Annotated in this window: 26 protein-coding genes and 1 tRNA gene; 7 read left to right on the plus strand and 20 right to left on the minus strand. The window is 42.8% G+C overall.

The genetic code is table 11. The features are described 5' to 3' along the window. Positions 1 to 14 precede the first annotated feature (14 nt). Entirely contained in the window at positions 15 to 1,922 is a 1,908-nt protein-coding gene (gene acs, locus GTK07_RS05115) for an acetate--CoA ligase (protein WP_163633710.1), read from the plus strand. Positions 1,923 to 1,929: 7 nt separating this feature from the next. Here the strand turns inward: acs and GTK07_RS05120 are convergent, their stop codons facing one another. From GTK07_RS05120 to GTK07_RS05130, 3 genes are all read right to left on the minus strand, one after another. Then, a complete protein-coding gene (locus tag GTK07_RS05120) occupies positions 1,930 to 2,607 on the minus strand; it encodes a 3'-5' exonuclease (RefSeq protein WP_163633711.1) in 678 nt (225 codons plus the stop codon). After that, positions 2,607 to 4,526, minus strand: a complete 1,920-nt coding sequence (locus GTK07_RS05125; protein WP_163633713.1) for a DUF294 nucleotidyltransferase-like domain-containing protein — start codon at positions 4,524 to 4,526, stop codon at positions 2,607 to 2,609. The genes GTK07_RS05120 and GTK07_RS05125 overlap by 1 nt, the downstream gene beginning before the upstream one ends. An 82-nt stretch (positions 4,527 to 4,608) precedes the next feature. Further along, positions 4,609 to 4,682, minus strand: a tRNA-Met gene (locus GTK07_RS05130). 137 nt (positions 4,683 to 4,819) lie between these two features. Between GTK07_RS05130 and GTK07_RS05135 the strand changes: the two genes are divergently transcribed. After that, entirely contained in the window at positions 4,820 to 5,203 is a 384-nt protein-coding gene (locus tag GTK07_RS05135) for an START-like domain-containing protein (protein WP_163633715.1), read from the plus strand. Positions 5,204 to 5,257: 54 nt separating this feature from the next. After that, positions 5,258 to 6,112: an aminotransferase class IV gene (locus tag GTK07_RS05140; RefSeq protein ID WP_163633717.1), complete on the plus strand. Its 855-nt coding sequence runs from the start codon at positions 5,258 to 5,260 to the stop codon at positions 6,110 to 6,112. On the opposite strand, the gene GTK07_RS05145 is transcribed toward GTK07_RS05140, so the two are convergent. From GTK07_RS05145 to GTK07_RS05165, 5 genes are all read right to left on the minus strand, one after another. Then, entirely contained in the window at positions 6,105 to 6,665 is a 561-nt protein-coding gene (locus GTK07_RS05145) for a YqgE/AlgH family protein (RefSeq protein WP_163634391.1), read from the minus strand. The two genes, GTK07_RS05140 and GTK07_RS05145, sit on opposite strands and share 8 nt — an antisense overlap. Before the next feature lie 122 nt (positions 6,666 to 6,787). Beyond that, positions 6,788 to 7,060: an HU family DNA-binding protein gene (locus GTK07_RS05150; RefSeq protein WP_163633719.1), complete on the minus strand. Its 273-nt coding sequence runs from the start codon at positions 7,058 to 7,060 to the stop codon at positions 6,788 to 6,790. Positions 7,061 to 7,236: 176 nt separating this feature from the next. After that, entirely contained in the window at positions 7,237 to 8,199 is a 963-nt protein-coding gene (gene fmt, locus GTK07_RS05155; protein WP_163633721.1) for a methionyl-tRNA formyltransferase, read from the minus strand. Further along, positions 8,180 to 10,072 carry a RecQ family ATP-dependent DNA helicase gene (locus tag GTK07_RS05160; protein WP_163633723.1) on the minus strand — a complete coding sequence of 631 codons (1,893 nt, stop codon included), beginning with the start codon at positions 10,070 to 10,072 and terminating at the stop codon, positions 8,180 to 8,182. The genes fmt and GTK07_RS05160 overlap by 20 nt, the downstream gene beginning before the upstream one ends. Then, on the minus strand, positions 10,072 to 10,635 hold the full coding sequence (locus tag GTK07_RS05165; RefSeq protein WP_163633725.1) for an AAA family ATPase: 564 nt from the start codon (positions 10,633 to 10,635) through the stop codon (positions 10,072 to 10,074). The genes GTK07_RS05160 and GTK07_RS05165 overlap by 1 nt, the downstream gene beginning before the upstream one ends. An 88-nt stretch (positions 10,636 to 10,723) precedes the next feature. Between GTK07_RS05165 and GTK07_RS05170 the strand changes: the two genes are divergently transcribed. From GTK07_RS05170 to murA, 3 genes are all read left to right on the plus strand, one after another. Then, entirely contained in the window at positions 10,724 to 11,011 is a 288-nt protein-coding gene (locus tag GTK07_RS05170; RefSeq protein WP_163633727.1) for a DUF493 family protein, read from the plus strand. A gap of 83 nt (positions 11,012 to 11,094) precedes the next feature. Then, positions 11,095 to 11,742: a DUF4290 domain-containing protein gene (locus GTK07_RS05175; RefSeq protein ID WP_163633729.1), complete on the plus strand. Its 648-nt coding sequence runs from the start codon at positions 11,095 to 11,097 to the stop codon at positions 11,740 to 11,742. A 15-nt stretch (positions 11,743 to 11,757) separates the two neighbouring features. Beyond that, positions 11,758 to 13,065, plus strand: coding sequence for a UDP-N-acetylglucosamine 1-carboxyvinyltransferase (gene murA, locus GTK07_RS05180; RefSeq protein WP_163633731.1), 1,308 nt, complete (start codon positions 11,758 to 11,760; stop codon positions 13,063 to 13,065). On the opposite strand, the gene GTK07_RS05185 is transcribed toward murA, so the two are convergent. The 10 genes from GTK07_RS05185 to GTK07_RS05230 form a co-directional block, all read right to left on the minus strand. Next, positions 13,066 to 13,476 (minus strand): SRPBCC family protein, encoded by a 411-nt coding sequence (locus tag GTK07_RS05185; RefSeq protein WP_163633733.1) that lies wholly within the window; start codon positions 13,474 to 13,476, stop codon positions 13,066 to 13,068. Between the two features lie 9 nt (positions 13,477 to 13,485). Continuing rightward, positions 13,486 to 13,980 (minus strand): SRPBCC family protein, encoded by a 495-nt coding sequence (locus GTK07_RS05190; protein WP_163633735.1) that lies wholly within the window; start codon positions 13,978 to 13,980, stop codon positions 13,486 to 13,488. After that, positions 13,977 to 14,465: an SRPBCC family protein gene (locus tag GTK07_RS05195; protein ID WP_163633737.1), complete on the minus strand. Its 489-nt coding sequence runs from the start codon at positions 14,463 to 14,465 to the stop codon at positions 13,977 to 13,979. Before GTK07_RS05195 ends, GTK07_RS05190 begins: the two co-directional genes overlap by 4 nt. Beyond that, complete coding sequence (locus tag GTK07_RS05200) at positions 14,416 to 14,754, minus strand: metalloregulator ArsR/SmtB family transcription factor (protein WP_163634393.1); 339 nt, start codon at positions 14,752 to 14,754, stop codon at positions 14,416 to 14,418. Before GTK07_RS05200 ends, GTK07_RS05195 begins: the two co-directional genes overlap by 50 nt. A gap of 103 nt (positions 14,755 to 14,857) precedes the next feature. Then, positions 14,858 to 15,796: an alpha/beta hydrolase gene (locus tag GTK07_RS05205; protein WP_203583736.1), complete on the minus strand. Its 939-nt coding sequence runs from the start codon at positions 15,794 to 15,796 to the stop codon at positions 14,858 to 14,860. Between the two features lie 15 nt (positions 15,797 to 15,811). Next, entirely contained in the window at positions 15,812 to 16,813 is a 1,002-nt protein-coding gene (locus tag GTK07_RS05210; protein WP_163633739.1) for a pirin family protein, read from the minus strand. Positions 16,814 to 16,905: 92 nt separating this feature from the next. Continuing rightward, positions 16,906 to 18,333, minus strand: a complete 1,428-nt coding sequence (locus GTK07_RS05215) for an amidohydrolase (RefSeq protein ID WP_163633741.1) — start codon at positions 18,331 to 18,333, stop codon at positions 16,906 to 16,908. Between the two features lie 97 nt (positions 18,334 to 18,430). Next, positions 18,431 to 19,744: a cryptochrome/photolyase family protein gene (locus GTK07_RS05220; RefSeq protein ID WP_163633743.1), complete on the minus strand. Its 1,314-nt coding sequence runs from the start codon at positions 19,742 to 19,744 to the stop codon at positions 18,431 to 18,433. Further along, the gene (locus GTK07_RS05225) at positions 19,741 to 20,433 is read right to left on the minus strand and encodes an SDR family NAD(P)-dependent oxidoreductase (protein WP_163633745.1); all 693 of its coding nucleotides are present in this window, start codon (positions 20,431 to 20,433) and stop codon (positions 19,741 to 19,743) included. The genes GTK07_RS05220 and GTK07_RS05225 overlap by 4 nt, the downstream gene beginning before the upstream one ends. Further along, a complete protein-coding gene (locus GTK07_RS05230) occupies positions 20,430 to 20,933 on the minus strand; it encodes an SRPBCC family protein (protein ID WP_163634397.1) in 504 nt (167 codons plus the stop codon). The genes GTK07_RS05225 and GTK07_RS05230 overlap by 4 nt, the downstream gene beginning before the upstream one ends. 176 nt (positions 20,934 to 21,109) lie before the next feature. Between GTK07_RS05230 and GTK07_RS05235 the strand changes: the two genes are divergently transcribed. Then, positions 21,110 to 21,964 carry a DUF2911 domain-containing protein gene (locus GTK07_RS05235; RefSeq protein ID WP_163633747.1) on the plus strand — a complete coding sequence of 285 codons (855 nt, stop codon included), beginning with the start codon at positions 21,110 to 21,112 and terminating at the stop codon, positions 21,962 to 21,964. A 49-nt stretch (positions 21,965 to 22,013) separates the two neighbouring features. On the opposite strand, the gene GTK07_RS05240 is transcribed toward GTK07_RS05235, so the two are convergent. Beyond that, positions 22,014 to 23,726 (minus strand): sodium:solute symporter family protein, encoded by a 1,713-nt coding sequence (locus GTK07_RS05240; protein ID WP_163633749.1) that lies wholly within the window; start codon positions 23,724 to 23,726, stop codon positions 22,014 to 22,016. A gap of 111 nt (positions 23,727 to 23,837) precedes the next feature. Beyond that, complete coding sequence (locus GTK07_RS05245; RefSeq protein ID WP_163633752.1) at positions 23,838 to 26,369, minus strand: PIG-L family deacetylase; 2,532 nt, start codon at positions 26,367 to 26,369, stop codon at positions 23,838 to 23,840. Positions 26,370 to 26,461 lie beyond the last annotated feature (92 nt).

A 26,461-nucleotide genomic window follows, 5' to 3' on the forward strand; every position in this document is an offset into this window, starting at 1 on the left:
AAACATATCATTAGATGAGTAATTATCATATCAAACACTTGGAGGAATATTTCCAGGTGTACCGTAAATCGGTCAGAAATCCGGAAGGTTTTTGGGAAGAGGTCGCGGAAGAACATTTTCTCTGGAGAAAGAAGTGGAATTCGGTGTTGGAATGGGACTTTACCAAACCAGAAATCAAATGGTTCGATGGCGCACAATTGAACATCACCGAAAACTGTCTTGATAGGCATTTGAACATTCGTGGGGACAAGACCGCCATTTTGTTTGAGCCCAATGACCCCAATGATCCAGCCGAGCATATTACTTACAGACAGTTGCACGAGCGTGTTTGCAGGTATGCCAATGTATTGAAGGATCAAGGCGTAGGAAGAGGGGACAGGGTGGTCATTTACTTGCCTATGATCCCTGATCTGGCCATTTCGGTTTTGGCCTGCGCCCGAATTGGAGCAATACATTCCGTGGTATTTGCGGGATTCTCATCAACGGCTTTGGCCACTAGGATCAATGATTGTGGAGCCAAAATGGTGTTGACTTCGGATGGATCCTACCGCGGAAGCAAAGCCATCGATCTGAAGGGAATAGTAGATGAAGCGTTGAAACAATGTCCGGATGTAAAATCAGTTTTGGTGACCAAACGTACTGGAAGTGAAATCAACATGAAGGAAGGACGCGACCAATGGGTACAACCCCTTTTGGATAAAGCCTATGCGGATTGCTCGCCAGAAATCATGAATTCCGAAGACCCTTTGTTCATCTTGTACACCTCTGGATCCACAGGTCGCCCAAAAGGAATGGTGCATACAACAGGCGGCTATATGGTCTACACGGCCTACACCTTCAAAAATGTATTCCAATATAAAGAAGAGGATATTTACTGGTGTACTGCTGATATTGGCTGGATTACGGGACACTCGTACATTGTATATGGTCCCCTGGCCAATGGTGCCACCACGGTCATGTTTGAAGGGGTGCCTTCGTACCCTGATTTTGGAAGGTTTTGGGAAGTGGTGCAAAAGCATAAAGTCACCCAATTTTATACTGCTCCCACAGCCATCAGGGCGTTGGCCAAGGAAAACCTGGATTTTGTGACCAAGTATGATCTATCCAGCTTGAAGGTATTAGGTACCGTTGGGGAGCCCATTAACGAAGAGGCTTGGCATTGGTACAACGACCACGTTGGGGATAAAAAATGCCCGATTGTGGATACTTGGTGGCAAACGGAAACAGGTGGTATCTTGATTTCGCCCATTCCGTATTCCACGCCAACCAAACCAACTTATGCCACTTTGCCTATGCCAGGTATTCAACCTGCTTTGATGGATGAAAATGGTAAGGAAATAAAGGGTAATCAAGTAGATGGAAGGTTGTGCATTAAATTTCCATGGCCCTCTATCGCACGAACCATTTGGGGTGACCATGCCAGATATAAGGACACATATTTTTCAGCTTTTGAAGGAAAATATTTCACTGGGGATGGCGCCTTGAGGGATGAAGTTGGATATTACCGAATCACGGGTAGGGTGGATGATGTGATCATTGTTTCGGGACACAATCTGGGAACCGCACCTATCGAGGATGCCATCAACGAACACCCAGCTGTGGCGGAATCCGCGATTGTTGGCTTCCCACACGATATCAAAGGAAATGCATTATATGGATACATTATTTTGAAAGAAACCGGGGAAACCCGTAACAGGGAAAACTTGGCCAAAGAGATCAATCAATTGATCACGGAGCATATCGGTCCGATCGCTAAACTGGATAAAATTCAATTTGTACCAGGATTGCCCAAGACCCGTAGTGGAAAGATCATGCGTCGTATCTTAAGAAAAATCGCTTCAAAGGACACCAGCAATTTAGGGGATACTTCCACATTACTGAACCCAGAAGTGGTAGAACAGATCATGAAGGAAAGTTTGTAATTCAAATTTATAGACCAAATCGTAAAGGACCTTGTTTTCGGATAAGGTCCTTTACTTTTTTTGGTTTGAGCTTTTCAATCGTCCGTAGAAAAGCAATGGCCGTGATAAAGGCATCTCCCAAGGCGGTATGTCGGTCCTTTCTGGATATACTGAATTTTTGGGCCAAATCATCCAAAGTATATCGGTCCTTTTTTTGCACCACACTGGATATCAATAAGGTGCGTTTGTAGAGGGATTCCGTGTCCAGATTTTCATTTTTTAATTTGGGCAGCCCATTTCGTTTCAATGCGGCGTTGATCATGTTCACATCGAACAGTACATGGTGGCCAACAAGGACATGGTTTTCTATATAGACCAAAAATTGTTTCAAGGCCTCCAGTTCCGATGTTCGCTGCCGCTTACTTTTTTTAAGGATGCCGTGTATTTCGGCACTTCCCACATCATAATGTTCCTGTTCAATGTACACTTCAAAGCTATCTTTCACCACAATGTTATTGTCCAATAACTTTAGGGCACCAATGCAAAGCATACGATCCCGGGCCAAGTTAAAACCAGTAGTTTCCGTGTCCAATACAACAAAGGTGTTGTCCTTGATCAGTTCCGGTAGTGGATGTTTGAAGTGTTCCTCGTAGGCCCACCAAAAATCAGGAAACTCCAATTGTTTCTTTTTGGAAAAAGGCCACATCAGCGTAACAGATTTTTTACTTGGAAGCGAATTTCAATAAGGGATTGGATTTCCTTGATGGTCTTGAAAGTTCGTTTCAACTTTATCTTTTCTTCCTTGTTCAATTGATCCAAGGCTATGAACCTTCCAGAATCGTTGTGTAATAAACCTTGACGGGTCCTGAATTTCAACAATGCCTTACTTGCATAGGAGCAGGCCAAAAAAAGCTCCCGGTTGTTCGGTTCCAACTCCGCCAATTTCTCATAGCGTTCTGCAGTATTGTTGATGGATTTTATGGAATGGGAGAGGATCAATACCCTCGCCGCATCAATAATGGGCATCAATGCACGGAGTTTGAGGTCGAAAAAATCTTTGTGCTCCCCATCCTGTTCCACCAGAAAATCCCTAAAAAACCCTGACGGCGATGGATTTTGCATGGCACCACTGGCTAGGTGTGTCAAAAATTGTGGATATCGTTTGGCATGGTCAAAAATACTATGGGAAAGCTCATCGGCCAAAGCTTTGCTGCCATAGGTCACATTATAGTCGAAGAAAATGGAGGATAGTAAAATCTCCTCTGGTCCGGGATTATTGATCCAATGGGAGGTAACGTCTTTCCATTCACTTAAGCTGTGGCACCATAATGGGTTGGAAGCCATCATTTCGGCCGGGCAGTATTCAAACCCGACCGTGTTCAGTTCCTTTGATATCCTGGATCCCAATTGTAGAAAATAGGTACGGGTTTCCTCCAATTTGTCTTCAGGAACGTCTTCAAAAATAATGGCGTTGTCCTGGTCGGTGTTCAACAATTGTTCCCCGCGGCCTTGGCTACCCATGGTAAGCCAAGTAAAGTTGACGGGGGGCTTTGTTTCCATGGCTTCCAAAGTAATTTCGATAATGCGCTTTGTAGAGGCATCGTTGAGTTCGGATATGATTTTGGATACCAGTCCAATGGGAATGTTCTGTTCCAAATACCCTTGTAAAAGCGTCATGATACCGTGTCTGATACTGCGTAATCTTTTGGTGTCACTGGCTCTTTTAATGGCCCGGAGCAGCACGGCAGGGTTGTTGCCGAGTGCCAGCATTACATCGTGCTTGGAAAGGATGCCAACGGCCTTGGCATCGGTGGTACCATCTTCTGTCAGCACCAGATGACTGATATTACTTTTCATCATGGCCATTTGCGCCTGGGCAATCGTCAATTCTTTGGGATAGGTAATCACGGGTGAGGACATGATGGATTTGGCGTTTCCGGTTATGGGGAATAGGCCCGTGGCCACTTTCTGCCGAAGATCCTTGTCCGTAATGATGCCCAAGGGCAAGTCACCGTTCATCACCAAAATACTGCTTACGTTATGCTTGGCCATAGTATTGGCCACAGTTTTGATCTTGGTGCCTTCCGTACAGGTAACTAGGTCTGTGGAATACCGTACAGGCTGAAGATCTAAAATTTTGGAACTGGGATTGGTCTCGGTAGTGGCTGTAATTCCATAGAGTTTTCCTCGGTGTTTTATGGAATAGGGGTTACGGGTATTGGAGGCAAAGCTTTCGATCAAAAAGTTCCCTACACGTTTGTTTTCCAGGGCTAGAGGCTTAAAATCTTTGATTGGAACGGCATAAAGAATGGTTTCTTCGTAGGCTTTGGCTTCTAATTTATAACTTTCTTGTGCCAACAAGGGCCGTAGCCCAAAAACATCCCCTTCGTCGCAAATGTCCAAAATTTGACTCGAACCTTTTTTGGTAAGGGCTATGGCCCCTTTGTTCACCACGTAAAAATAGGGATGGGGTTCTTCCTTTTCGCTAAAAACCAGGCTGTTGCTCTCCTTGTGGATAATAGTCACCTGTAAGGATAGTAGGTCTAACTGTTTAGCTTCTAGCGCATTGAAAGGCGGGAAGTTTTTTAAAAAGTCCGCAACCCGTTCAGAAATGGTATTTTTCATAGTACCCTAAATTTAGGGTTAAAACTTGTTGGTTGGACTAGGGACAATAAAAAAAGACCATCAAATTGATGGTCTTTTTCTGTAGCGAGAGGGGGACTTGAACCCCCGGCCTCCGGGTTATGAATCCGACGCTCTAACCAGCTGAGCTACCTCGCCATGGTTTTGTTAAGCGGGTGCAAATATATAGTTTAATTTTTGCTGAATCAAAATTCGGGATTAATTTATTATTTGACATTTATTTTTTTATCTTCCCAAACTATATCAAATGTTGAAAAGGATAAATCGAATGCTAAATGAATGATAAGGTTAAATTTGAAATGGAGTTTGTGATCCATGCTTCACCTCAGTTGCTTTACCAATATATTTCCACTCCTTCAGGATTATCAGAATGGTATGCCGACAACGTAAATTCACGTGGCGAAACCTTCACCTTTATATGGAATGATTCAGAGGAAAGGGCGAAAATGCTCAAACGTAAAAGTGAGGAGTTCGTAAAATTTGCTTGGACTGAGAATGAGGACAATTCTTTTTTTGAAATGCGAATCATTGTGGATGAAATTACAAAGGATGTTTCTTTATTCATTACTGATTTTGCTGAGGAGGATGAAGTGGACGAAGCCAAAATGCTTTGGGAAAACCAAATTTCCGATCTAAAACAGGTTTTGGGTTCCAAATAGAACGATTCTAAAGGATGCCGTATATTTGGTCCCGATAAATTCGGGACTTTTTTTATGATTAACTTCAACGGTGTACTTTTTCCAAACGACAAAGAGCTACTAACAGGCAATAATAGAGGGCTGAAGTTTGGTGATGCCCTTTTTGAAACGCTACGTTTTGTAAATGGAACCCTCTTTTTTTGGGAAGACCACTATTTTAGATTGATGGCTTCCATGCGCATTCTCCGTATGGAAATCCCCATGGCGTTTACCTTGGAGTATCTGGAGGAGGAAATCATGAAAACGGTGGCCGCCAATAAAAGCGAATCTGGCGCTGTCAGGGTTCGGTTGACCGTTTTCCGAAACGATGGTGGATGGTACGCACCGACAACCAATGAAGTATCCTTTGTAATTGAAACTTCTGTTTTGGAGTCTCCCTTTTATCTTCTTCAGGAGGGTAATTATGAGGTGGAACTTTTTAAGGATTTTTATGTGAACAAGGATATGTTATCCAATTTGAAGACTACAAACAAGGCCTTGAACGTGGTCGCTAGCGTGTTCGCTCAGGAAAATGGGTATGCCAATTGTCTGTTGGTGAATACCGATAAGCAAGTTGTGGAGGCCATAAACGGGAATCTATTTGTGGTCAATGGCAATCAAATCAAGACAGCTCCTTTGTCCGATGGTTGTTTGGATGGCATCATCCGTAAAAAATTGATGGAAATTATTTCCGCTAGCGAGGATTTGGAACTGTTGGAAGCATCCGTTTCGCCATTTGAGCTGCAAAAAGCAGATGAATTGTTCCTCACCAACAGCATTAAGGGCATACAACCCATCAGTAGGTACCGAAAAAAGGAATTCGGTTGTGAAGTGGCCAAAAGTCTGGTAGGAAAACTCAATGCCAAGGCCCGATTGGCACAAACTAGTTAAGGGAGGGATTTTCAGGAGCGTTGGACCATAAAAGATAATCACCACCAAGTTCCACCATTTTCTCCTTCCAGAAAGCAATGGAGGATTTTTCCAGAATGCCGCTCTCGTACTCGTTTTGGACCACAACCCAGGACCTGGAAGAAAGTTCCTGGTCCAGTTGCTGCGAACCCCAACCGGAATATCCCAAAAAGAAACGGATGTCCTGTTCTGTAATGATTTCTTTGTTAATGAGCTCCACGGTTGTTTCAAAATCACCTCCCCAAAAGATACCATCGGAAATTTCCACGCTGTTCTCAATAAGATGAGGCACTTTATGAATGAAATAAAGGTTGTCCTGCTCCACAGGACCCCCATTGAAAACTTGAAATGGTATTTTGATTTCGGTGACCAGATCACAGATATTGTAATCCAAAGGTTTGTTCAAGATAAACCCAACGGAACCCTCTTGATTGTGTTCCGCCAAAAGCACCACAGATCGGTTGAAGGAAACGTCACCGGTAAGCGAAGGTTCCGCAACAAGCAATTTCCCCTTTTTTGGCTTAAGGCTCACCATTTTCATAAGGATTCCTGTCTTTAAATTTAACTTAATATACAACATTTCCAAAAAAACCAAAACCCTATAAATGAAAAAAGCACTTCTTTGGAAGTGCTTTCATATATTCTTAAAATAATTGATTAGTTAACTGCACCGCTCAATTCAGCACCTGCTTTGAACTTTACAACGTTCTTGGCAGAAATCTTGATGGTCTTACCAGTCTGAGGGTTTCTACCTTCTCTGGCACTTCTTTTGGAAACTGACCAAGAACCAAAACCTACCAAGGAAACCCTGTTTCCTTTTTTAAGTGATCCCTCTACATTTCCCAAGAAAGATTCCAATGCTTTTTTTGCTGCTGCCTTAGTGATGCCAGCATCAGCTGCCATAGCATCGATTAATTCTGTTTTGTTCATAATGGAATTAAATTAATTGTTGTTAAAATAATTTTAATGCTGAACAAATTTATACGGATTTGCCAGTAACACAAGTAAAACCTAGTGAAATCGGGCTTTTTGTTGATAACTTCAAACGTTTGTTGATAAAGTCGGAAAAAAATGACAAGGTATTGCCAGCCCACTCATAGCAAGGCTTAGCGAAGATAGGCACCTTCCTCCAACTTTAATCCGTTCAAAACCTCGTTCACTTTCATCCTGCGTTTACCGGGTAGTTGTAATTCCAAAAGCATGATGAAGCCATTTTTGACAGCCACTTTGATGGATTTTTTGTCCACTACCAGTGTTCCAACGTTATAGTTGTGGTTCCCGTTTTCCATTTGAGCGGCAAATATTTTAATAGGTTCCTCCTTGTCCCCTTGGATCAAGGTGGTCCATGCACCTGGGTAAGGACTTAGGCCGCGAATATGGTCATAAATAGCCTTAATGGGGATATTCCAGTTGATCTCGCAGGTTTCCTTATGTATTTTTGGCGCCGGTTTTAGATCATCGCTTTCCTTTTGTGCTTTAAGCTCTACGGAACCTTTCTCAATTAGTTTACAGGTTTCCACCACTAATTTGGCTCCTGTTTCCATCAACCTATCATGTAGGTCGCCTACATTGTCCTCTAGAAATATTTTTTCCGTTCGCTGAAGGATGATGTTCCCGGTATCTATTTTTTCATCTATAAAAAAGGTAGTGACCCCTGTTTCTGTTTCCCCATTGATGATGGCCCAATTGATAGGGGCCGCCCCTCGATATTGGGGAAGGAGGGAGGCATGGAGGTTAAAAGTGCCATATTCGGGTATTTGCCAAACTTCTTTGGGCAACATTCTAAATGCGACCACTACCTGAAGGTCGGGTCGCAGGGCTTCCAATTCCTCTAAGAAATCCTGGTCCTTAAGGTTGGTAGGCTGCAACACTTTTAAATGCTGCTGTCGGGCAAACTGTTTTACCGCGGATTCCTGAAGTTTTTGTCCACGCCCTGCTGGGCGGTCCGGTGCCGTGATTACTCCGACCACTTTTAGGCCAGCTTCCAAAATATGTTTTAGACTGCCAACCGCAAAGTCTGGGGTTCCCATAAACACAATTCGTAGCGGACTATTTTTTGATGTATTCATTCCTGAAATTTAGAGCGATCGCTTCATCCTCGAGCAATCCCTGTAGGGTTTTTAAAAGTTCCTTCTCATCGGCCCCTGTAATCTTTTCCAATTGTCTGGAGGTGTGCGGGGCAAGTGTCAGGAGTTCCAAAATTTTTTCTCCCAGGTTAAGATGGGATGCCTTTTTGGAATTCTTGGTGCAAATATCGCATGTACCGCATTTTTCCACTGATTTTTCACCAAAATAATGCATCAGATAAATACTGCGGCATTGGGTTGTATTATCCACATACCCAAGCATGGCTGCCATATTACTCTGTTTGATATTGTTGAAGTCCTTTATTTTTTTGGCAAAAGGGTTGATCGTGTGGTCATCTTCCCTAGGAGCCAAAAATGTAATTTCAAGATCACTGGTGCTATGTTGGTATTCAACCATGCCATCTTCCATCAACTGAACCAAAAGCTTTTTTAGTTTGCCTTCGCCAATTCCTGTTTTTTTTGATAATAAGTGAAGGTCAATTTTGGTATCGTAGTCCGTAATACCACCATACGTTCGTAAAATGGTCTGTATAATAGGGGCAGCGGTGCGGTTTCGATCTAAATATTCAAAGATAGCTGTTTTGGAGGCCACAAATTTGAGGATGTTCTTTTCCTTGAAATTCTCCGAAATGGTCAGCACGGAGTTCTGGTCCAACGTACGCAATGCATTGAAGGCCAGATTGGGTTCCAGTTCATACCGTTTACAAAACTCATTGAATTGGAGGGATAACGGTTCCTCTACCCATTCGCCATATGAGATCTGGAAGTAGTTGTTCAAGTTGGAGTAGATTTTTTTTACGAAGGACACATCGGGTAATGAGGACAAAAATTGTTGTTCCGCACGCTGTTTGTCTTCCATGGATGTCAACATTATTGCTATGGAAGGTTGGCCATCCCTTCCGGCTCTTCCGGCCTCTTGGTAATAGCTTTCCAAACTATCCGGAATTTGATAATGGATGACCAAACGCACATCGGGTTTGTCCACTCCCATCCCAAAGGCATTGGTGGCCACAATGATGCGAATATCCCCGTTCAACCAAAGATTGAGTTTTTCCGACTTTTCGGATTTGGTCATTCCCCCGTGAAAAAAAGTGGCCGAAAATCCATTCTCGTTCAAAAACTTGGAAATGGAAACGGACATTTTTCGGGAGCGTACATAAACAATGGTGCTTCCTGAAATCTTGCCCACATATTTTTTGAGTTGAAACAGCTTGTCTTCGGTGCGTTTAGCCCGAAAGATAATATTGGGGCGAGTGAAGGAGTCCTTGAAAATAAGGGCATTATCCAGTTTCAGGTTCTCCAGAATATCATCAACGACCCTTGGAGTTGCTGTTGCTGTAAGGGCAATCATGGGAATGTTCGGCAATAATTCCCTCAGAATGGAACAACTTAAATAGGCCGGTCTAAAATCGTTGCCCCATTGGGAGATACAATGTGCCTCATCTATGGCGATCAGGTTCACGTCCATTTCCTGGATTCGCTCCTGAACCAAACTTTGTTGTAACCTTTCGGGTGATAGGTATAGAAATTTATAGTTGCCGAACAGGCAATTGTCCAAAAGGTCATTAAGTTCCCCAAAAGGGATGCCCCCCGTCAATGCAATGGCCTTAACTCCTTTCCTTTTTAATTGTGCCACCTGGTCCTGGATTAACGCCACTAAAGGAGAAACCACAATACAGAGCCCTTCTTTGGCCATGGCGGGCACCTGATAACAAATGGATTTACCTCCTCCTGTCGGCATCAAGGCCAACACATCCTTTCCAGAAAGAACGGAGTCAATGATAGTTTGCTGGGAACCCCTAAAGTTGTTGTGGCCCCAGTATTCCTGTAAAATGACTTTGGTATCTTTTTGCACTAAATGTTTTTAAGTATTTCCAAAATAAAATCAATCCGCTTGTGGACTTCATCTTTTGGCACTTCAATGGGGTCATAGCCAAATTGGGAGTAGGTGGCCATCAAGGCCAAATGTATTTTTTCTGCTTCTTCAAAAGACTCCAGTCTTTCGTTGTCCGAAATATAAATTTCTTTCCATGGTGGAACAATGAACACGGAATCGTAGCGATGAATCTCGCAGTACGCCATAAATTCTTCGTCATAAGCCTGTCCAAAGAAATCCATATAGGCCAATACATCAGGAATACCACGATCAAAAAAACTGATGGGCACATTGGTCTTCAGTGATTGCTTGTAATGGGCCGTTCTACCAAGTAGTAGATCCATGTTGAACTGATGGGCATCTTCCACAAAAACCAAGGGATTGCTCACAAAATCATTGGAATTTCCCTCTTTCTTGGCTTTGGAGGTCATGTCGCGAATGATTTCGTGGAAGCAATGGAATCCCTTTTGCTCCAATCCGTTTACGATGGAAGTCTTTCCGGTTCCCGGTGCACCAGTGATTACAACCTTGTTCTTGCCCAAGCGCAATAATTTAAGGCTACAAAGTAATGAAATAGCCCTAAGGAAAAAAAATTGTTGGGTAAACCCTATATTTGTAAAAAATAAGGGCATGGAGAAGGATAGCACGGATGAATTTTATGAAAGATTGAGGGAACAACTCTTGGAAAACACCGTATGGCCCTCTGATTATCTTTATAAATTTATTGTTCCTACCGATGAGGAGCGCATTGCCCAGATCCATGATATTTTTAACAATACAGGGGCAGTTATCGAGTCCAAGCAATCTAAAAAGGGAACTTACACCAGTCTTTCCATCACAGTGAACTTGAAGGATCCCGATGAAGTGATCGCCAAATATAAAGAAGTGGCTATCGTGGAAGGCGTAATTTCCTTATAACGGGGGACTTTGCCATAATTTTATTATTTTGCGGACGTTATCGGATAGAGACTTCCCATTATTAATTTTCTAAATATTTTAAATTGAATTTAGTAGAAAACCTAGAGTACAATACTGAACGTCCAAAACTTTTCATTCCGGAATACGGCCGCCATTTTCAGAAGATGGTGGACCACGCTGTGGCCATTGCGGATCGTGAAGAGCGAAACAAGGAAGCCAAGGCCATTATCAGCGTGATGGGCAATCTTCAACCACACCTTCGTGATGTGCCTGATTTTCAGCATAAATTATGGGATCAGTTGTTCATCATGGCCGATTTTAAACTGGATGTGGATTCCCCATTCCCCATAACTTCAAAGGAAGTTTTACAACAGCGTCCAGAGCCATTGAAATACCCGCAAAACCATCCGAAATATCGTTTTTACGGAAACAATATCAAACGCATGATCGATGTGGCCGTTAAATGGGAAAAAGGCGATATGCGTTCCGGATTGGAATATGCCATTGCCAACCACATGAAAAAATGTTATCTGACCTGGAACAAGGATACCGTGGAGGATACTGCCATTTTTGAGCATTTGAAGGATATGAGCGATGGACAGATCGATTTGGCAAGGGATGGCGAAAACTTGACAGAAAGTAATCAGTTCCTTAAAAACAGACAGGCCAAATCCAACAGAAACGGAACCAATAAAAAAGGGGGGCAGAGAAGCCGCAAGAAAAGATTTTAAACGCCAAAGGAATACATGGGTACATTTCGAATAGAGGGTGGTCATCAATTACACGGTGAAATAACCCCACAAGGAGCAAAAAATGAAGCACTTCAAATTCTTTGCGCCGTATTGCTTTCCGAAGAAAAAATTACCATCAATAACATCCCGGACATTGTAGACGTCAATAAACTGATCGCCCTCTTGGAAGATCTTGGCGTTAAAATCCAGAAGAAAGGTAAGGGTTCCTATACCTTTATGGCCGATGATGTAAATCTTGATTATCTGCAATCGTCACAGTTTAAGGAAGATGGCAGGGCCCTTAGGGGATCGATCATGTTGGTTGGGCCACTGTTGGCTAGATTTGGAAAGGGATATATACCCAAACCTGGTGGCGATAAGATTGGACGGAGACGTTTGGATACCCATTTTGAAGGATTTATAAAATTGGGGGCCAAGTTCCGATATAACAAAGAGGAGCATTTTTACGGAGTAGAAGCCCAAAAGCTGAAAGGCACTTACATGCTTTTGGACGAAGCCTCGGTAACTGGGACTGCCAATATTGTGATGGCCGCCGTGCTTGCCGAAGGTACCACCACTATCTACAATGCAGCTTGTGAACCATATCTACAGCAATTGTGCAAAATGTTGAACCGTATGGGTGCCAACATCACAGGAATCGGTTCCAACTTATTGACCATTGAAGGGGTTGATAAATTGGGAGGTACCGAACATACTATGTTGCCAGATATGATCGAGATCGGTTCTTGGATCGGATTGGCGGCCATGACCCAGAGCGAACTTACCATCAAAAATGTGAGTTGGAACGATCTGGGACAGATTCCCACGGTATTCCGAAAGTTGGGGATTACCATCGAAAAGAAGGATGACGATATTTTTATACCCAAACACGATAAAGGATATCAAATTCAAAATTTTATAGATGGTTCCATTTTGACCATTGCCGATGCGCCATGGCCCGGATTGACCCCGGATCTGTTGAGTATCATTCTTGTTGTGGCTACCCAGGCCAAAGGCGAGGTGCTCATTCACCAGAAAATGTTCGAGAGCCGTTTGTTCTTCGTGGACAAACTCATTGATATGGGGGCCAAGATCATTCTTTGTGATCCACACAGAGCTACTGTGATCGGTCACGACTTTAAATCAACATTAAAGGCCACCACCATGGTGTCGCCGGATATTAGGGCAGGAGTGAGCTTGTTGATCGCTGCGCTTTCGGCCAAAGGAACATCAACGATACATAATATCGAGCAAATTGATCGCGGTTACGAAAATATCGATGAACGCTTGAGAGCCATTGGGGCCAAAATCGTTCGGGTATAACTAATTGGATTCCGTGTATCGGGCATAGTTGTCCAAAATGGCTTGCCAGCCATTTTTCTGAAGTTCCAAGGAATTTTGATCTTCAGTGTCGAAGATGACTTTTACATGGGTGGATTCATCTTCGGGTTGAAACAATATTTCTACTTTTCTGCCATCTTCTAGCACATAACCGATTTTCTTGTGGGTTTCCACATCGGTGTAAGTGGCTTCAAAATCGAAACCGAAACTACCATCCTTGGCTTCCATACGGGCTTTGTATTTACCACCGACCCGAAGGTCGTTTTCAGCAGTTGGACAATGCCAAGCGGAATCGGCGAAATTCCATTGGGTAATATGTTCAGGTAGTGTGTAGTAATCCCAAGCTTTTTCGGTTGGGGCTGCAACAAGGGTTTCAATTGTGATGGATTGCATGGTACTGTGTTATTTTTTAAAAATTCCGTCCAAGTTATTCAGGGCGAGGGTAAATCCTTCCTTAAAGCCAAGTTCTATAATTTTTTCCAGATCTGCCAATGTTTCGTAGGTTATGGTAATGTCCACAAGTGTAGAGTCCCCTTGATTAATAAAATCAACATTCCATTTGGATTGAGGGATTTCGGTATTGATGTTTCCTTCGCTATCGCAAAATCCATCCACATACTGAAAATTGGTTTTAGGTGATATGGAAACATAATCCGCAAGATCCCAATATTCCTCTCCGTTAGGGCCACACATGGTATAGAGTCTTCTTCCACCTACTTTAAAGTCCATGGACTTGGTCTTGGAGATAAATGGTTTTGGAGCCCACCATATATCCAATATTTCAGGTTTGGTGAATGCATCCCATACCATATCTTGATTGGCGTTAAATTCTCGTTTGATCAAAATCTTGTTGTTCACTTTGTCAGCAGTGAATTCAAATAATAGGCTGGTTTTCATGGATTGGATTTTAAGTTGGATAGATAAGTTTCAAGTTTATCAACATTTTCTTGTAGGCCTTTGTCCGCTTTATGGGCTTTGATAACCGTTTGAAGCATTTCTTCCGTATCAAATAGCATGCTCCATTTCATTTTAGTGGTCTGCCCAAGTGCTTCAAATTCTACAGTTGTAAAAAAATGCGGATTATAATGCTCGAATACAATTTTTTTGAAAGGAACCACTTCTTTGTACACATTTCTGTTGGGAAAATTGGTTCCATCCGGTCCGTGCATGGTAAGTTTCCATTCGCCGCCCTCCTGAACATCCATGGTTTGGATGGTGTTGGTAAAGCCATTGGGTCCCCACCATTGTGCAATATGTTCCGGGGTGGTCCAAACTGCCCAAACCAATTTTACAGGGGCTTGGAGCAATCTTGAAATACTTAAAGATCGGTTTTTAGTGTTTTCTATTTTTCTTTTCGTTTTGGATTTTTGCCAAATAGGCATCAAGGTTATCGAAGCGATTTTCCCAAATTTTCTTGAACTGTTCCAACCAAAGGTCAATTTCTTTCATTTTGTCAACCTTTAGTTTATAGATCATTTCACGACCCTGTTGCGTGGATGCCACCAAATCACATTCACCCAAAATTTGGAGGTGTTTTGAAATGGTGGGCCTTGCCACATCAAAATTGGAAGCAATGGCGCCTGCGGTCATGGTCTGAGAGGCCAACAGAACCAATATGGCCCTGCGTGTTGGGTCGGCAATGGCCTGGAAAGGATCTCTTCTTATTTTCATCATGAAGGAATTTAAAATATGAAGCTATATGGCTACAAATATATATGTAGTTATTTGACTACGCAATTTTATTTGAAAAAAAATGGAAAAACTGAAATGGTCTTTATTTGATAAAGGAGGCAATGCGCTCTAAAAGCCCATCAATTAAGGGAAGTTCGGGCATGCCATAGGTTGCAATATTGGCCGTTCGGTCCGCAGGTGCCGGTTTTAGAATATGGTTCATGCCTTCAATAATCTCCAATTTGGCTTTTTGATTAGCCTTGGATAACGCGTTTGCATTGGCAACATCAACCTGAATATCCGTGGTGCCTTGAACAATTAAAATAGGGATTTGCAACTTAGCCAATTCCGTTTTAGGGTCGTATTGGAACCAGGAAATCATGTAAGGTTGCACACTTGGTCGGAAGAGGGAATACAACGTTGGCGGAACGGAATCGACTTGTTTGCCCATTTCCAATTGATCTAAAATTGGGTTGGAAAGTTCCAATACAAACGGAGGTTGGGCCTTGAGTTGCTCCTTTAAGGTTTTAGCGGCAGGATCGGCAACTCCCGCGACGGAAATATATTTCGCTACATCTTTGTTTTGTGAGGTTATCATCCCGATCAAGGATCCTTCACTATGACCCAACACAATAATTTTGGAAAATTTCGGCTCTCCAGCAAGGAGTGCAACCCAAGCTTTGGCATCATCAACGTAGTGCTCAAATCGAAGCTGGCTTTCTTCCAATCCTGCAACCTTGCTTTCCCCAATACCCCTTTTATCATATCGAAGGGATGCAATTCCTTTTTCTGCTAGACCTTCTGCCAACATTTTTAAGGAATTGTTTTTCATGATAGGATTGTTGCCATCCCGATCCGTTGGACCAGACCCAGCAATGATAAGTACCACTGGCGGGTTTTCAGGGGTTGGCGGAATAAGCAAGCTTCCTTCAATCTTTCCGGAAACAGTTTCCAAGGTTATGGCTTTTTCCTCAGACTGGGAGTAACCAAGGTAAAAACCTGTAAGAATGAAAAGCAAAAGAATACAATTCCTGTTCTTCACGATGAGTTTGTTACGTTATTTTTCCACCAAGGTACCATCTGGATAAAGGGCAAAGCGACCCCTATCCTTCTCATGCACATGGTCAGGATAGGGCCAAGGCCATCCACCAAATTGGGTGAGTCGGTATTCTTCCATGGCTTGCTGGATTTCCAAATCGGTATTCATCACAAATGGACCATATTTGGCAACCGGTTCATTAATAGGCTTTCCTTGTAAAAGAATAAAATGGGCTGTTTTATTTCCTGTTTTGATGTTGACTTCCTTCAACGAATCCAAAACGATACCATGATTGTTGGTTATTGTTTGCCCACCCATTTGGATGGTTTCGCCATCATACAAATAAAGGGTTCGGTTTACTGATGAACTTGCCGCAGGTAGAACATAATCCGAATTTGCATCCACATGAATGTTCCAAATGACTACCTCATTATCAGGGTCGGCGGCCCAAGAATCAGGGGCAGGGGCAATAGATTTTGTTGATTTGTAATTTCCCGACACCACCTTGATCTGGGCCCTGCTTTCGGTGACTATGGGAATATCTTCATTCCATAACATTTTAAAGTGGGGTTCCACAAACTTGCTGGCCTTTGGTAGGTTCAGCCATATCTGGAAAAGCTCTAAGGGATTATCTTGGTCATCCTTCAACAATGGAAACATTTCAGAATGTTGCACCCCTCTACCTGCGGTCATCCATTGCACATCCCCTTCACCGAACCGACCTGCGGCTCCAAGCGAATCAGAATGATCACAAAAACCCTTGTTCACAATGGTTACCGTTTCAAAACCTCTGTGCGGATGATACGGAAATCCAGGTATGGTCTGTCCGTGGTACATCCGCCATTTTTCATATGGATTGAAATCGTTGCCTAAGTTTCTTCCCTTTAGCAACTCCGGTGCTGGACCCATTTCACCATTTCCCTTTGGGTACTGATCATAATGATAGACGGAAAATAAAAAAGGATCTTGGGTTTGCCAGGGCATACTCAATGGAAAGATTTTAATGACGGGGTTGTTCATTGTGGTCAAAATTTTGGAATGATATATATCAAAGGTATGGCTATAATTGAAAAAAGCCCGCTATGTAGCAGGCTTATCTCAATCCAATAAAATTATTTTCCGGGAATGGGAGGAGGTCCATCGATCATCGCCTCATATTTTTCATCCCCTTTCCTGGTTTTGTATTCTTCCTTCACCTTATCTACCAATTTAGGATCTTTAAATAGGTCGAACATGGTCAATCCCATAGCTTTTGAAGCATGGATCATTCCTTTGTGTCCAATGCTCATTCCACCGCAAGCTACCACGGCCCAAGAGTGCCATGGAGTATCTTTCGGGGCCACTGTTACACCCAAATTGATATTGGGTACGTTCCAACTCACATCACCCACATCGGTAGAGCCACCACCAGGTAGGTCTTCAGTTTTTTTGAATTCATGTACTTCGCCGTCCATGCCCACTTCGGGTTTTCCGGTGGCACGTTGAATGGCTTTTCCGTATTCTGTTTCTTCTTCGGTATAGGTAATGGGACCCAAAAGTTCCAAATTGTTTTGCATGATCTCACCTCCGGCACGGTTTACCAAAGTTTCGTAAATACCGGATACCAAGGAAATCTTATAGTCCACGTTGGCCATAATAGCGGCACCTTCGGCCATGGCTTTTACCCTTTCATAAGTAGGAAGCATTACTTTTCGTTTAGGATCGCGTACCCTCACCCATAAGCGGGCATAGTCGGGAACCACGTTGACCACCTGTCCGCCATCCTGTATATGATAATGGATTCGTGATGTTGGCATAATGTGCTCCCTGTAATAGTTGATTCCTGTGGTGTAAAGTTCCAAGGCATCAGCGGCACTGCGTCCGTTCCAGGGATCTGCGGAGGCATGGGCAGCCTGTCCGTAAAATTCCACGATAAAGTCAACCAAGGATAGTCCGCTTTGTACATCGGCTTCAATTTGTGCAGATGGGTGCCAGCTAACGTTCACATCAACATCGTCCCAAAGACCGGCTTCCACCATCCAAACTTTGCCAAAGAATTTTTCCTCGGCTGGTGTTCCGAAGAATTTCACGGTTCCCTTGATTTTACCAGCTTCAATCTGTTCTTTAATGGCGATAGCGGCACCAAGACTTGCTGCACCGAACATGTTATGTCCGCAACCGTGACCTGGCGCACCTGGAATACGGGGGTCTTTGTTGGGGACTGAATTTTGGGAAAGACCGGGAAGGGCATCAAACTCTCCCAAAACACTGATTACCGGTTTGCCGGAGCCATACGTGGCTACAAATGCAGTGGGAATATTGGCTACCCCGCGGGTAACGGTCATTCCATTTTTTTCGGCATAATTAGCCAATAATTCTGCGGAAATGGATTCTTCGAACGCAGTTTCGGCCAACGCCCAAATAGAATCGCTCAGTTGGATCAGGTTTTCTTTGTGTTTTTCAACTGAGGCAACGACTTCATTTTTGTCCTTTGTCATTTTTTGGGCTGCCAAATTGAGTGACAACAATCCCAAAAGCAGTAGGGTTGTGGTTTTTTTCATTTTAAAGGTTTACAGTTAGTTAGAAATATGCACGACACCAATAATCTGAAAGAGAATCCATGGGGACAGTGCAGGTACTAAAATTACTGAAAATGCTTTAGCCCACAGCCTCTTTGTACACTTTTAAACAGCGTTCACGGGCCATTTTATGATCTACTATTGGAGCGGGATAGTTGAGTTCCTGAAGTTCTGGGACCCAATGATTGATATAATCAAGTTTCTTATCGAATTTCTCCACCTGTGTCATGGGGTTAAAAATCCTGAAATACGGTGCCGCATCTACACCGCTACCGGCTGCCCATTGCCAATTACCCACATTGCTGGCCATTTCGTAATCCAACAGTTTTTCGGCAAAATAGGCTTCGCCCCAACGCCAATCGATCAATAAGTGCTTGCACAAAAAACTTGCCACCAACATACGAACGCGGTTGTGCATGTAACCTGTTTTATTGAGCTCACGCATACCGGCATCTACCAGAGCATAACCAGTTTGGCCTAATTTCCAACGTTCAAATTCTTCTTCATTGTTTCTCCATTGAATGTGGTCATACTTAGGTTTAAATGCTTTATGTACCGTATCTGGAAAGTGCCAAAGGATTTGCATGAAAAATTCTCTCCAGATCAGTTCGTTCCAAAAGGTTTCATTTTTTTCGGCAATGGCTTTTTTGACCATTTTTCTAATGGAAACTGTTCCAAACCGAAGGTGTGGTCCCAAATGGGAAGTCCCATTTTCAATGGCTGGATAATCCCTGGTCTCAGCATATTTCTTTATCAGATCTGATGAAACAACATAATCAGGAACCTTGATATCTGAGGGTTCAAAACCCATTTCTTTCAACGAAATTTTAGGTAATGCTTTGGTTTTGAACAACTTTTTAGAAAGTAGGGGAAGGGTGTCATAGTTCACCAAGTGGATGGAAGGATTGAAATTTTCCTTCCATTTTTTCATGTAAGGGGTGTACACCACATAAGGGTCGCCATCATCCTTGACCACTTCATTTTTTTCAAAGATGACCTGATCCTTAAAAGTCTTGAATGCTATGTTCGATTTTTCCAATAGATCCTTGATGTGTTTGTCCCGTTCTTGGGCATAGGGCTCATAATCGTGGTTGGTGAAGACGGCCTTCACGTCATACGTTTGAATCAGTTTTTCAAATACGGGCTTCGGGGTATCGTGGAATTGTGCCAATCCGCTTCCAAAATCGGTGGCCAATTTTTGATGCAAGAATTGAATCTTTTCGTGAATAAAACTGACCCTAGAATCCTTTTTGGGTAGCTGTCCCAGAATTTCCTTGTCAAAAATAAATATGGGTAGTGTGGGATGCTCTGAGGTCAAAGCTTGGTACAAACCGACATTGTCATCAAGCCTTAAATCTCTTCTGAACCAAAAAATGGAAACAGTTTCCTTCATGAGTTGATGTTTAATGTGGATATTCCTCCATCGATGCCGATTACCTGCCCGGTGATCCATGAATTTTCCGAATCCAACAGGAAAAGTGCCACATTCGCTACGTCGGAAACCAGACCCACTTTTTTCAATGGATGTCTTTGGGCCATCATTTCCCTTTTCCTATCGTTGTTGAGTAAACGTTCTGAGAGCGGAGTATCTACCAATGAAGGCGCAATAACGTTCACCCTGAGTTTTGGGGCATATTCGGCCGCCAATGCCCGCGCAAAACCTTCAATGGCACCTTTTGCCGCTGAAACACTGGTATGAAATGGCATTCCGGTTGAAACGGCAACCGTGCTAAAAAAAACCATACTACTACCTTCTTCCATGTTGCCGATCACGGATTTCACTGTTTTGACCAAACCGAAGAAGTTGATTTCCATTTCGTTGCGAAAAATTTCTTCAGACATTGTCTGAAAAGGTTTGAGATTTATACTTCCCGGGCAATATACAAAGCCATGGATTTTTTCAGGAAGATTTTTGTCCGATAGGTTTTCGGAAAGCACATCGAAAGGTATGTGCGCTATATTGGTTTCGGATAGTCCTCCGATTGTTCTACTGGCAACATATACCTGATTTTTTTCAGATAATTTAGTGGCAATATCCTGACCTATGCCATGGGATCCACCGATGAGCAAAATATTTTTCATCCTCCAATTTTCTTAAGGGTCAATTCATTTTGGGCCCCATCTATTTTACCAAATAGTTCATTGAGTTTCTGTTCCCTGAATGCAAAGATTTTTTGCAATTGCTTTTTCACCAAAAAAGGGTGGGTCAAAGACCCAATTATCCCGAAAGGTAATTTATAGTCAATAATATCTTCCATTTCCACTCCACCGGGAACTTCCTTCAAAAAATGCTTGTGATGCCAAAGGGAATAGGGCCCGAAACGTTGTTCATCTACAAAATATTCCCCGTCTTTAACATGGGTGATTTCGGTAACCCATTTAGTACTGAGCATGGGAAAAGGTTTGACCATATATTGGATAATTTGACCTGGATACATCTTCTTGTCGGCACCAGAAAGGATGTCGAAGCCCATATGTACAGGTGTAATCGTTTTCAGGTTTTTGGGGTCCGATAAAAATTGCCATGCCTCCGTTTTGGATATTGGCAGTACTTGTTTGGCATGGAGTTGATAAAGAGTCATCGTATTTTTTTTCAAAGATAATATTGTTTAAAGAATTTATTAATATATTAAACAAAAATGTCGAATAGGACTTATCCAATGGAACAGGGCGAAATCGTTTTTAAGGTTTTCTTAACAATTGAAGGGATGCTTTATCTTTAGCTTTGTTCGACTAAACATTTGTAAACACTGTTCCTATGAAAAAATTTTCACTTTTATTTTTTATCGCAATTTTATCGGCCTCATTGCAGGCGCAGATACAGACGCCTGCTCCCAGTCCTTTTTCAAGATTGGAGCAGAAAGTTGGTTTAACCGATGTGGTGGTGGAATACTCCAGACCATCTATGAACGGAAGGGAAATTTTTGGAAACCTTGTTCCGTTTGATGCCATTTGGAGAACCGGTGCAAACAAGAATACAACCATTTCCTTTAGCGATGATGTTGTAGTGGAGGGTAAGGAACTCAAAGCTGGTACTTATGCCCTGTATACTAGACCTGGTGAAGCCGTTTGGGAAGTAATCTTCTACGCCGACACCGAAAACTGGGGCAATCCACAAGAATGGGATGCTTCCAAAGTTGCCGCCACTGTTAAGGTAGAAGCATACCCAATGACAGAAAATATCGAAACCTTTACCATTACCATTGACGACCTCAATAACAACGGGGCTTCATTGGGTATCCTTTGGGAAAAAACCTATGTTGGGGTAAAGTTTGTGGTGCCTACTGTTGACAAAGCCGTGAAGAGTATTACAGAGACCATGTCCAAAACAGAAGGTCTTACTGCCAATGATTATTTCGCGGCAGGTTCTTATTATTTCAGTGAGGGAATGAACATGGAGCAAGCCAAGGAATGGGTGAACAAAGCCGTTGAAATGGATGGCGGCAAAGCCTATTGGATGATGCGTACCCAGTCTTTGATCTATGCCAAATTGGGCGATAAAAAAAGTGCCATTGAGGCTGCCAAAAGATCTTTGGCTGCTGCACAAGCTGCTGGTAACCAAGATTATGTAAAAATGAATAAGGACTCACTGCAAGAGTGGGCAGAAATGTAACCATCCCTAAAAGGCAATTTGAAAGACCCACTTTTTAAGTGGGTCTTTTTTATTCTTCTACCTCTACAGGCGAATTTCCCAAAAAGTTGTCGAACCCTTGGGTGATGATAGCCAACGTGATGACCAATACGCAACCGAAGGCATTGAGCCATAGATAGGACATCCAGTCCATATACCAGCCAATGACAACTATGATCTGGGTAACGATTGCTGCCACAAAAACGGCATTTCCCCTTACAAATTTGAAGAAGAAGGCAAGGAGGAAAATACCCAATACATTTCCATAAAATATAGAGCCGATGATATTGACCAGTTGTATCAGATTATCAAAGAGGTTGGCCACGTTGGCAATACATATGGCAATCACTCCCCATAATAGCGTGAATCCCTTGGTGGCCATAAGGTAGTGTTTTGGGTCGCGATCCTTTTTCTGGTTTCTTTTATAAAGATCTAATGCGGTAATCGTCCCCAAGGCATTCAATTCCGATGCTGTGGAAGACATGGCAGCAGATAAAATTACGGCCAATAACAACCCAATCAACCCCACGGGTAGATTGTTTAATATAAAGTGGATGAACACATAGTCTTTGTCATTGGTTTCAACCTTGGTATTGGCTTTGGCAATCAATTCCTTCGCTGCATCCCTACTCGCTTTTTCCCTCTCGTTTACTTTGATGATGTCCCTTTTGGCTTGTTCTATGGCATTGTACTCTTTTAGTTCCAAAGCCCCCGAAAATGCATGTTGGGCAATCTGCTTTTCCATTTCGATTTTTTTATGATCCTCCTCCAGGGCTGCATACTCATCAGCGTATTCGGAGCTCATTACGGCTTGGGTGGCGGCAGGGTTAAAATTTAATGGAGATGTGTTGTATTGATAGAATACAAATACCATGGCCCCGACCAACAAGATGAAAAATTGCATCGGGATCTTAAAAATACCATTGAAGACCAGGGCCAATTGACTTTCTCTAACCGATGTCCCGGAAAGATAACGCTGTACTTGACTCTGATCGGTTCCAAAATAGGCAAGGGCCAAAAAGAATCCCCCCGTAATACCGCTCCAAAAGGTATAACGATTATTGGTATCGAGCGTAAAGTCTAGAATGTTGAGCTTGTTATTGGCACCGGCAATTTTCAATGCCTTTCCAAAGGAAATATCAGTTGGCAAGGCCCCTAGGATAAAGAAAAAGGCAAAGAACATACCAAGCATGATGATGAACATCTGTTGTTTTTGCGTAACACTTACCGCCTTCGTTCCACCTGAAACAGTATAAATGATTACCAGTATTCCAATAATAACGTTCAAAGTGCGAAGGTCCCATCCCAATACGGCGGAAAGGATAATGGACGGTGCAAAAATAGTAATGCCCGCTGCAAGGCCTCGCTGTACCAAGAACAAGATGGCCGTAAGGGTACGGGTCTTCAGGTCAAAACGTCCTTCCAGCATTTCATAGGCGGTAAATACTTTAAGTTTTTTATAGATGGGAATGAAGATCAAACAGATCACGATCATGGCCAGTGGGAGTCCAAAATAAAACTGAACAAACCCCATACCATCATGGAAGGCCTGACCAGGTGTGGAAAGAAAGGTAATGGCACTGGCCTGTGTGGCCATTACGGACAGACCTATGGTCCACCATTTTACGTCGTTGCCGCCGCGAACGTAATCATCAACATCCTTGCTGCCACGGGTTTTCCAAACGCCATAGGCTACTATAAACAATAGTGTACTGCCAAGAATGATCCAATCTAATAAGGCCATTAAAGATTCTAGTTATTTAGTAACATGATGAAGTAAAAAATCAAAATATAAATGGCATTCAAAAGGACCACGACCGTGTATTCCTTTTTCCACTCCATTTTGGTATCCATATTATCCTTTGACATTACTTTCTTTTTTTACTTCACTTTTTCCAATGGACAGCATATTCGCAAAAAGCTTATAAGCTCCGGAAACACCGGCAGGAAGTTCCCTGAAAAAGCTCAATCCGGTGTAAATATAATGACCTTCTCCGTATGGCGCCACCAAAAGACCCCCTTCAGTGGGAGATTCTCCTTCATCACCTATGGAAATAACAGGGGTAAACTCTGGACTCCAGGATTTTGGAAAATAAAGACCTCTTTCCTGTACCCAGCCATCAAAATCACTTTTTTGGATGTTGTTGGGATAGTTCATTAAAGCATTGCCCGGAGATACAATTTTTACATCCGAGTTTTCATCGGTAACCCTATCACTTGATAAGGTAAGGTCGTACGGAGCAATATTTTCAAATTGGCCGGCCCACCTTCCAGCGGTGTTGTATTGTACGATCATGGTCCCTCCATTCTTTACATAATCAAAAAGGAGGGGTTGCTTAAATTTAAGGGCGTCAACCACATTATAGGCCCTTATTCCAACCACAACTGCATCATATTTATCCAAGGAGCCCTTTTGGATATCGTTGGGATCGATGAGATGAACCTGATACCCAATTTGCTTCAAACTTTCGGGAACCATATCCCCAGCTCCCATGATGTAGGCAATGTGTTCACCGGATTTTTGAATATCCATTCGAACCACTTTTGCCTCCGAAGGCAATAAAATGGATTGCTTTGGTACATGATCATAATTAATTTCCACCAGTTCCTTGTCATAACTTCTGTTTCCAACTGTAATTATAGGGGAAATTGTTCCTTCGCTGTCCGTATTGGGCGGCGTAACCTTAAATGTGACGGTTGCTTCCTGACCTTTTTGTGGAATGTTAAAGGAAAGGTTTGCCGGGGATACCGTCCAACCTGAAGGGTGGTCCAATGAGACAGATCCAGAAACATTGTCCTTTCCAGCCCTTACTTTAACTTGAATATCTTTGAAGGCATCCGTGGCAAAGATCAATACCTTTTCATCAATTTTTGAGGTGACCTCGGGCAAAACGGCAAAAGGTTCATACAATTCCCCTTTATCCGGTTTTGAAAACCGGTGCACTACCGGTTTGTCGAATCCAATTTCTGCCCCGGAAAGATTTAAAACAAATCGTACCATGAATGCAGCGGGCGTTTCCGGTTTACCTATCAAACTTTGGTCGTTCACGGTGTAAGTTCCCAAGGTTCCTGGCTCGTTCAACCAATACGGACTGGTGTAATTGGTGTTTTCCGGAACGGTGAAACTGATTTCAAAATTCTTTTCCTCATTGTTGTGCAAGCCAATATTGGGCGTCAATTTTGAAGCAGTGCCAATAATGTCGATTTCCTTCAAAGCAATGTTCTGGGTGCTGCGATTTATGGCCTCAAATCGGATTTTGGCAGTACTGCCAGGAGTTGTGGTCCCTGATTCTGCGCTGGCTTCCAAATATATCCCGGCACATTCCAAAATAAGATTTTTAAGCTCCTTGGATTTAAGGGTCCTCCAATGATCATCTTCTACCTTTTGGAGTATTTGATAAGCTCTCACCAAATCGGGAATATGTTTGGATGGATCTCTAAAATCAAAATTGTCCTGAATTTTGTATAAGATTTCTCCAACGGCTTCACCGCCTTTTACACGTGACCAGGTAGTATTGATTCCTGCAAAAAGGTCATTGTTGGCAGGTTTGTCCCCCTTTAAAAATTCAATGTACTCATCAGAAGTGCCCCGTTCTGTCATTCTTCCAAAGCCTTGGCAAAGATGCTGGCTACGTGCCATGGCGGCAATCTCATTGTTGGATAGTCCCAAATCCGGATAATAAGTGCCCACATCCATTTTCACCAAATTGGACTTGTCCGCTTTTTCGAAATTTTCCTGGCTGCCATAAAACCACCATGAAGTGTTGAAGAAAACTCTTTTAGGCTGCCAAAGAGATGTTGATTTCAACTGTTCGGGATAGGCCGATGCATCATTGGCCAGATCAAAGGCTTCCATGCTCAAAATGGCGGAAGAAGTATGGTGACCATGTGTAGATCCCGGTGTACGATGGTCAAAACGGTTGATGATGACATCGGGTTTTATGTTCCTAATGGCCCAAACCACATCACTCAACACCTTATCTTTGTCCCAAATTCTGAGGGTTTCATTGGGATGTTTGGAAAAGCCAAAATCATTGGCCCTTGTAAAACGTTGTTCACCACCATCCACATCTCGCGCTGCTAAAAGCTCTTCCGTCCGCAAAACACCTAAAAGTTCGCGCAGTTCGGATCCGATCAAATTCTGCCCCCCATCACCGCGGGTCATGGATAAATATACTGTGCGTGCATGTTCATGGTTGGAGAGATAGGAAATCAGATTGGTGTTTTCATCATCAGGGTGTGCGGCCACATAAAGTGCCGTGCCCAAAAAGTTCAATTTTTGAAGATTGTGGTAGATTTCCGAAGAGGTCGGTTTATCAGGTTTTTGGGCAAAAGAATTAAGGCTGATGAGCACAATGAACAGAAAATGGACTCCAAGGTTTTTCATGGTTGGTCTTTTAGTGGTTGAACCAAATATAGAAAGATAAAAAATAGGGTTTTGGCTATTTAGAACAGTTTTAACATGGCGCATACATTGCA

Origin of the sequence: Flagellimonas sediminis (genome assembly GCF_010500845.1) — a bacterium.
Classification (GTDB): Bacteria; Bacteroidota; Bacteroidia; order Flavobacteriales; family Flavobacteriaceae; genus Flagellimonas; species Flagellimonas sediminis.

What these genes read in the sequence shown, in the direction of transcription:
- fmt (WP_163633721.1), bottom strand. Translation starts at nt 8,199, where the DNA reads ATGAATACATCAAAAAATAGTCCGCTACGAATTGTGTTTATGGGAACC.
- GTK07_RS05220 (WP_163633743.1), bottom strand. Translation starts at nt 19,744, where the DNA reads ATGAAGGAAACTGTTTCCATTTTTTGGTTCAGAAGAGATTTAAGGCTT.
- GTK07_RS05170 (WP_163633727.1), top strand. Translation starts at nt 10,724, where the DNA reads ATGGAGAAGGATAGCACGGATGAATTTTATGAAAGATTGAGGGAACAA.
- GTK07_RS05125 (WP_163633713.1), bottom strand. Translation starts at nt 4,526, where the DNA reads ATGAAAAATACCATTTCTGAACGGGTTGCGGACTTTTTAAAAAACTTC.
- GTK07_RS05230 (WP_163634397.1), bottom strand. Translation starts at nt 20,933, where the DNA reads ATGACTCTTTATCAACTCCATGCCAAACAAGTACTGCCAATATCCAAA.
- GTK07_RS05195 (WP_163633737.1), bottom strand. Translation starts at nt 14,465, where the DNA reads ATGCCTATTTGGCAAAAATCCAAAACGAAAAGAAAAATAGAAAACACT.
- GTK07_RS05215 (WP_163633741.1), bottom strand. Translation starts at nt 18,333, where the DNA reads ATGAAAAAAACCACAACCCTACTGCTTTTGGGATTGTTGTCACTCAAT.
- GTK07_RS05235 (WP_163633747.1), top strand. Translation starts at nt 21,110, where the DNA reads ATGAAAAAATTTTCACTTTTATTTTTTATCGCAATTTTATCGGCCTCA.
- GTK07_RS05190 (WP_163633735.1), bottom strand. Translation starts at nt 13,980, where the DNA reads ATGAAAACCAGCCTATTATTTGAATTCACTGCTGACAAAGTGAACAAC.
- GTK07_RS05225 (WP_163633745.1), bottom strand. Translation starts at nt 20,433, where the DNA reads ATGAAAAATATTTTGCTCATCGGTGGATCCCATGGCATAGGTCAGGAT.
- GTK07_RS05185 (WP_163633733.1), bottom strand. Translation starts at nt 13,476, where the DNA reads ATGCAATCCATCACAATTGAAACCCTTGTTGCAGCCCCAACCGAAAAA.
- GTK07_RS05210 (WP_163633739.1), bottom strand. Translation starts at nt 16,813, where the DNA reads ATGAACAACCCCGTCATTAAAATCTTTCCATTGAGTATGCCCTGGCAA.
- GTK07_RS05245 (WP_163633752.1), bottom strand. Translation starts at nt 26,369, where the DNA reads ATGAAAAACCTTGGAGTCCATTTTCTGTTCATTGTGCTCATCAGCCTT.
- acs (WP_163633710.1), top strand. Translation starts at nt 15, where the DNA reads ATGAGTAATTATCATATCAAACACTTGGAGGAATATTTCCAGGTGTAC.
- GTK07_RS05240 (WP_163633749.1), bottom strand. Translation starts at nt 23,726, where the DNA reads ATGGCCTTATTAGATTGGATCATTCTTGGCAGTACACTATTGTTTATA.
- GTK07_RS05200 (WP_163634393.1), bottom strand. Translation starts at nt 14,754, where the DNA reads ATGAAAATAAGAAGAGATCCTTTCCAGGCCATTGCCGACCCAACACGC.
- GTK07_RS05120 (WP_163633711.1), bottom strand. Translation starts at nt 2,607, where the DNA reads ATGTGGCCTTTTTCCAAAAAGAAACAATTGGAGTTTCCTGATTTTTGG.
- GTK07_RS05145 (WP_163634391.1), bottom strand. Translation starts at nt 6,665, where the DNA reads ATGGTGAGCCTTAAGCCAAAAAAGGGGAAATTGCTTGTTGCGGAACCT.
- GTK07_RS05150 (WP_163633719.1), bottom strand. Translation starts at nt 7,060, where the DNA reads ATGAACAAAACAGAATTAATCGATGCTATGGCAGCTGATGCTGGCATC.
- GTK07_RS05135 (WP_163633715.1), top strand. Translation starts at nt 4,820, where the DNA reads ATGAATGATAAGGTTAAATTTGAAATGGAGTTTGTGATCCATGCTTCA.
- murA (WP_163633731.1), top strand. Translation starts at nt 11,758, where the DNA reads ATGGGTACATTTCGAATAGAGGGTGGTCATCAATTACACGGTGAAATA.
- GTK07_RS05140 (WP_163633717.1), top strand. Translation starts at nt 5,258, where the DNA reads ATGATTAACTTCAACGGTGTACTTTTTCCAAACGACAAAGAGCTACTA.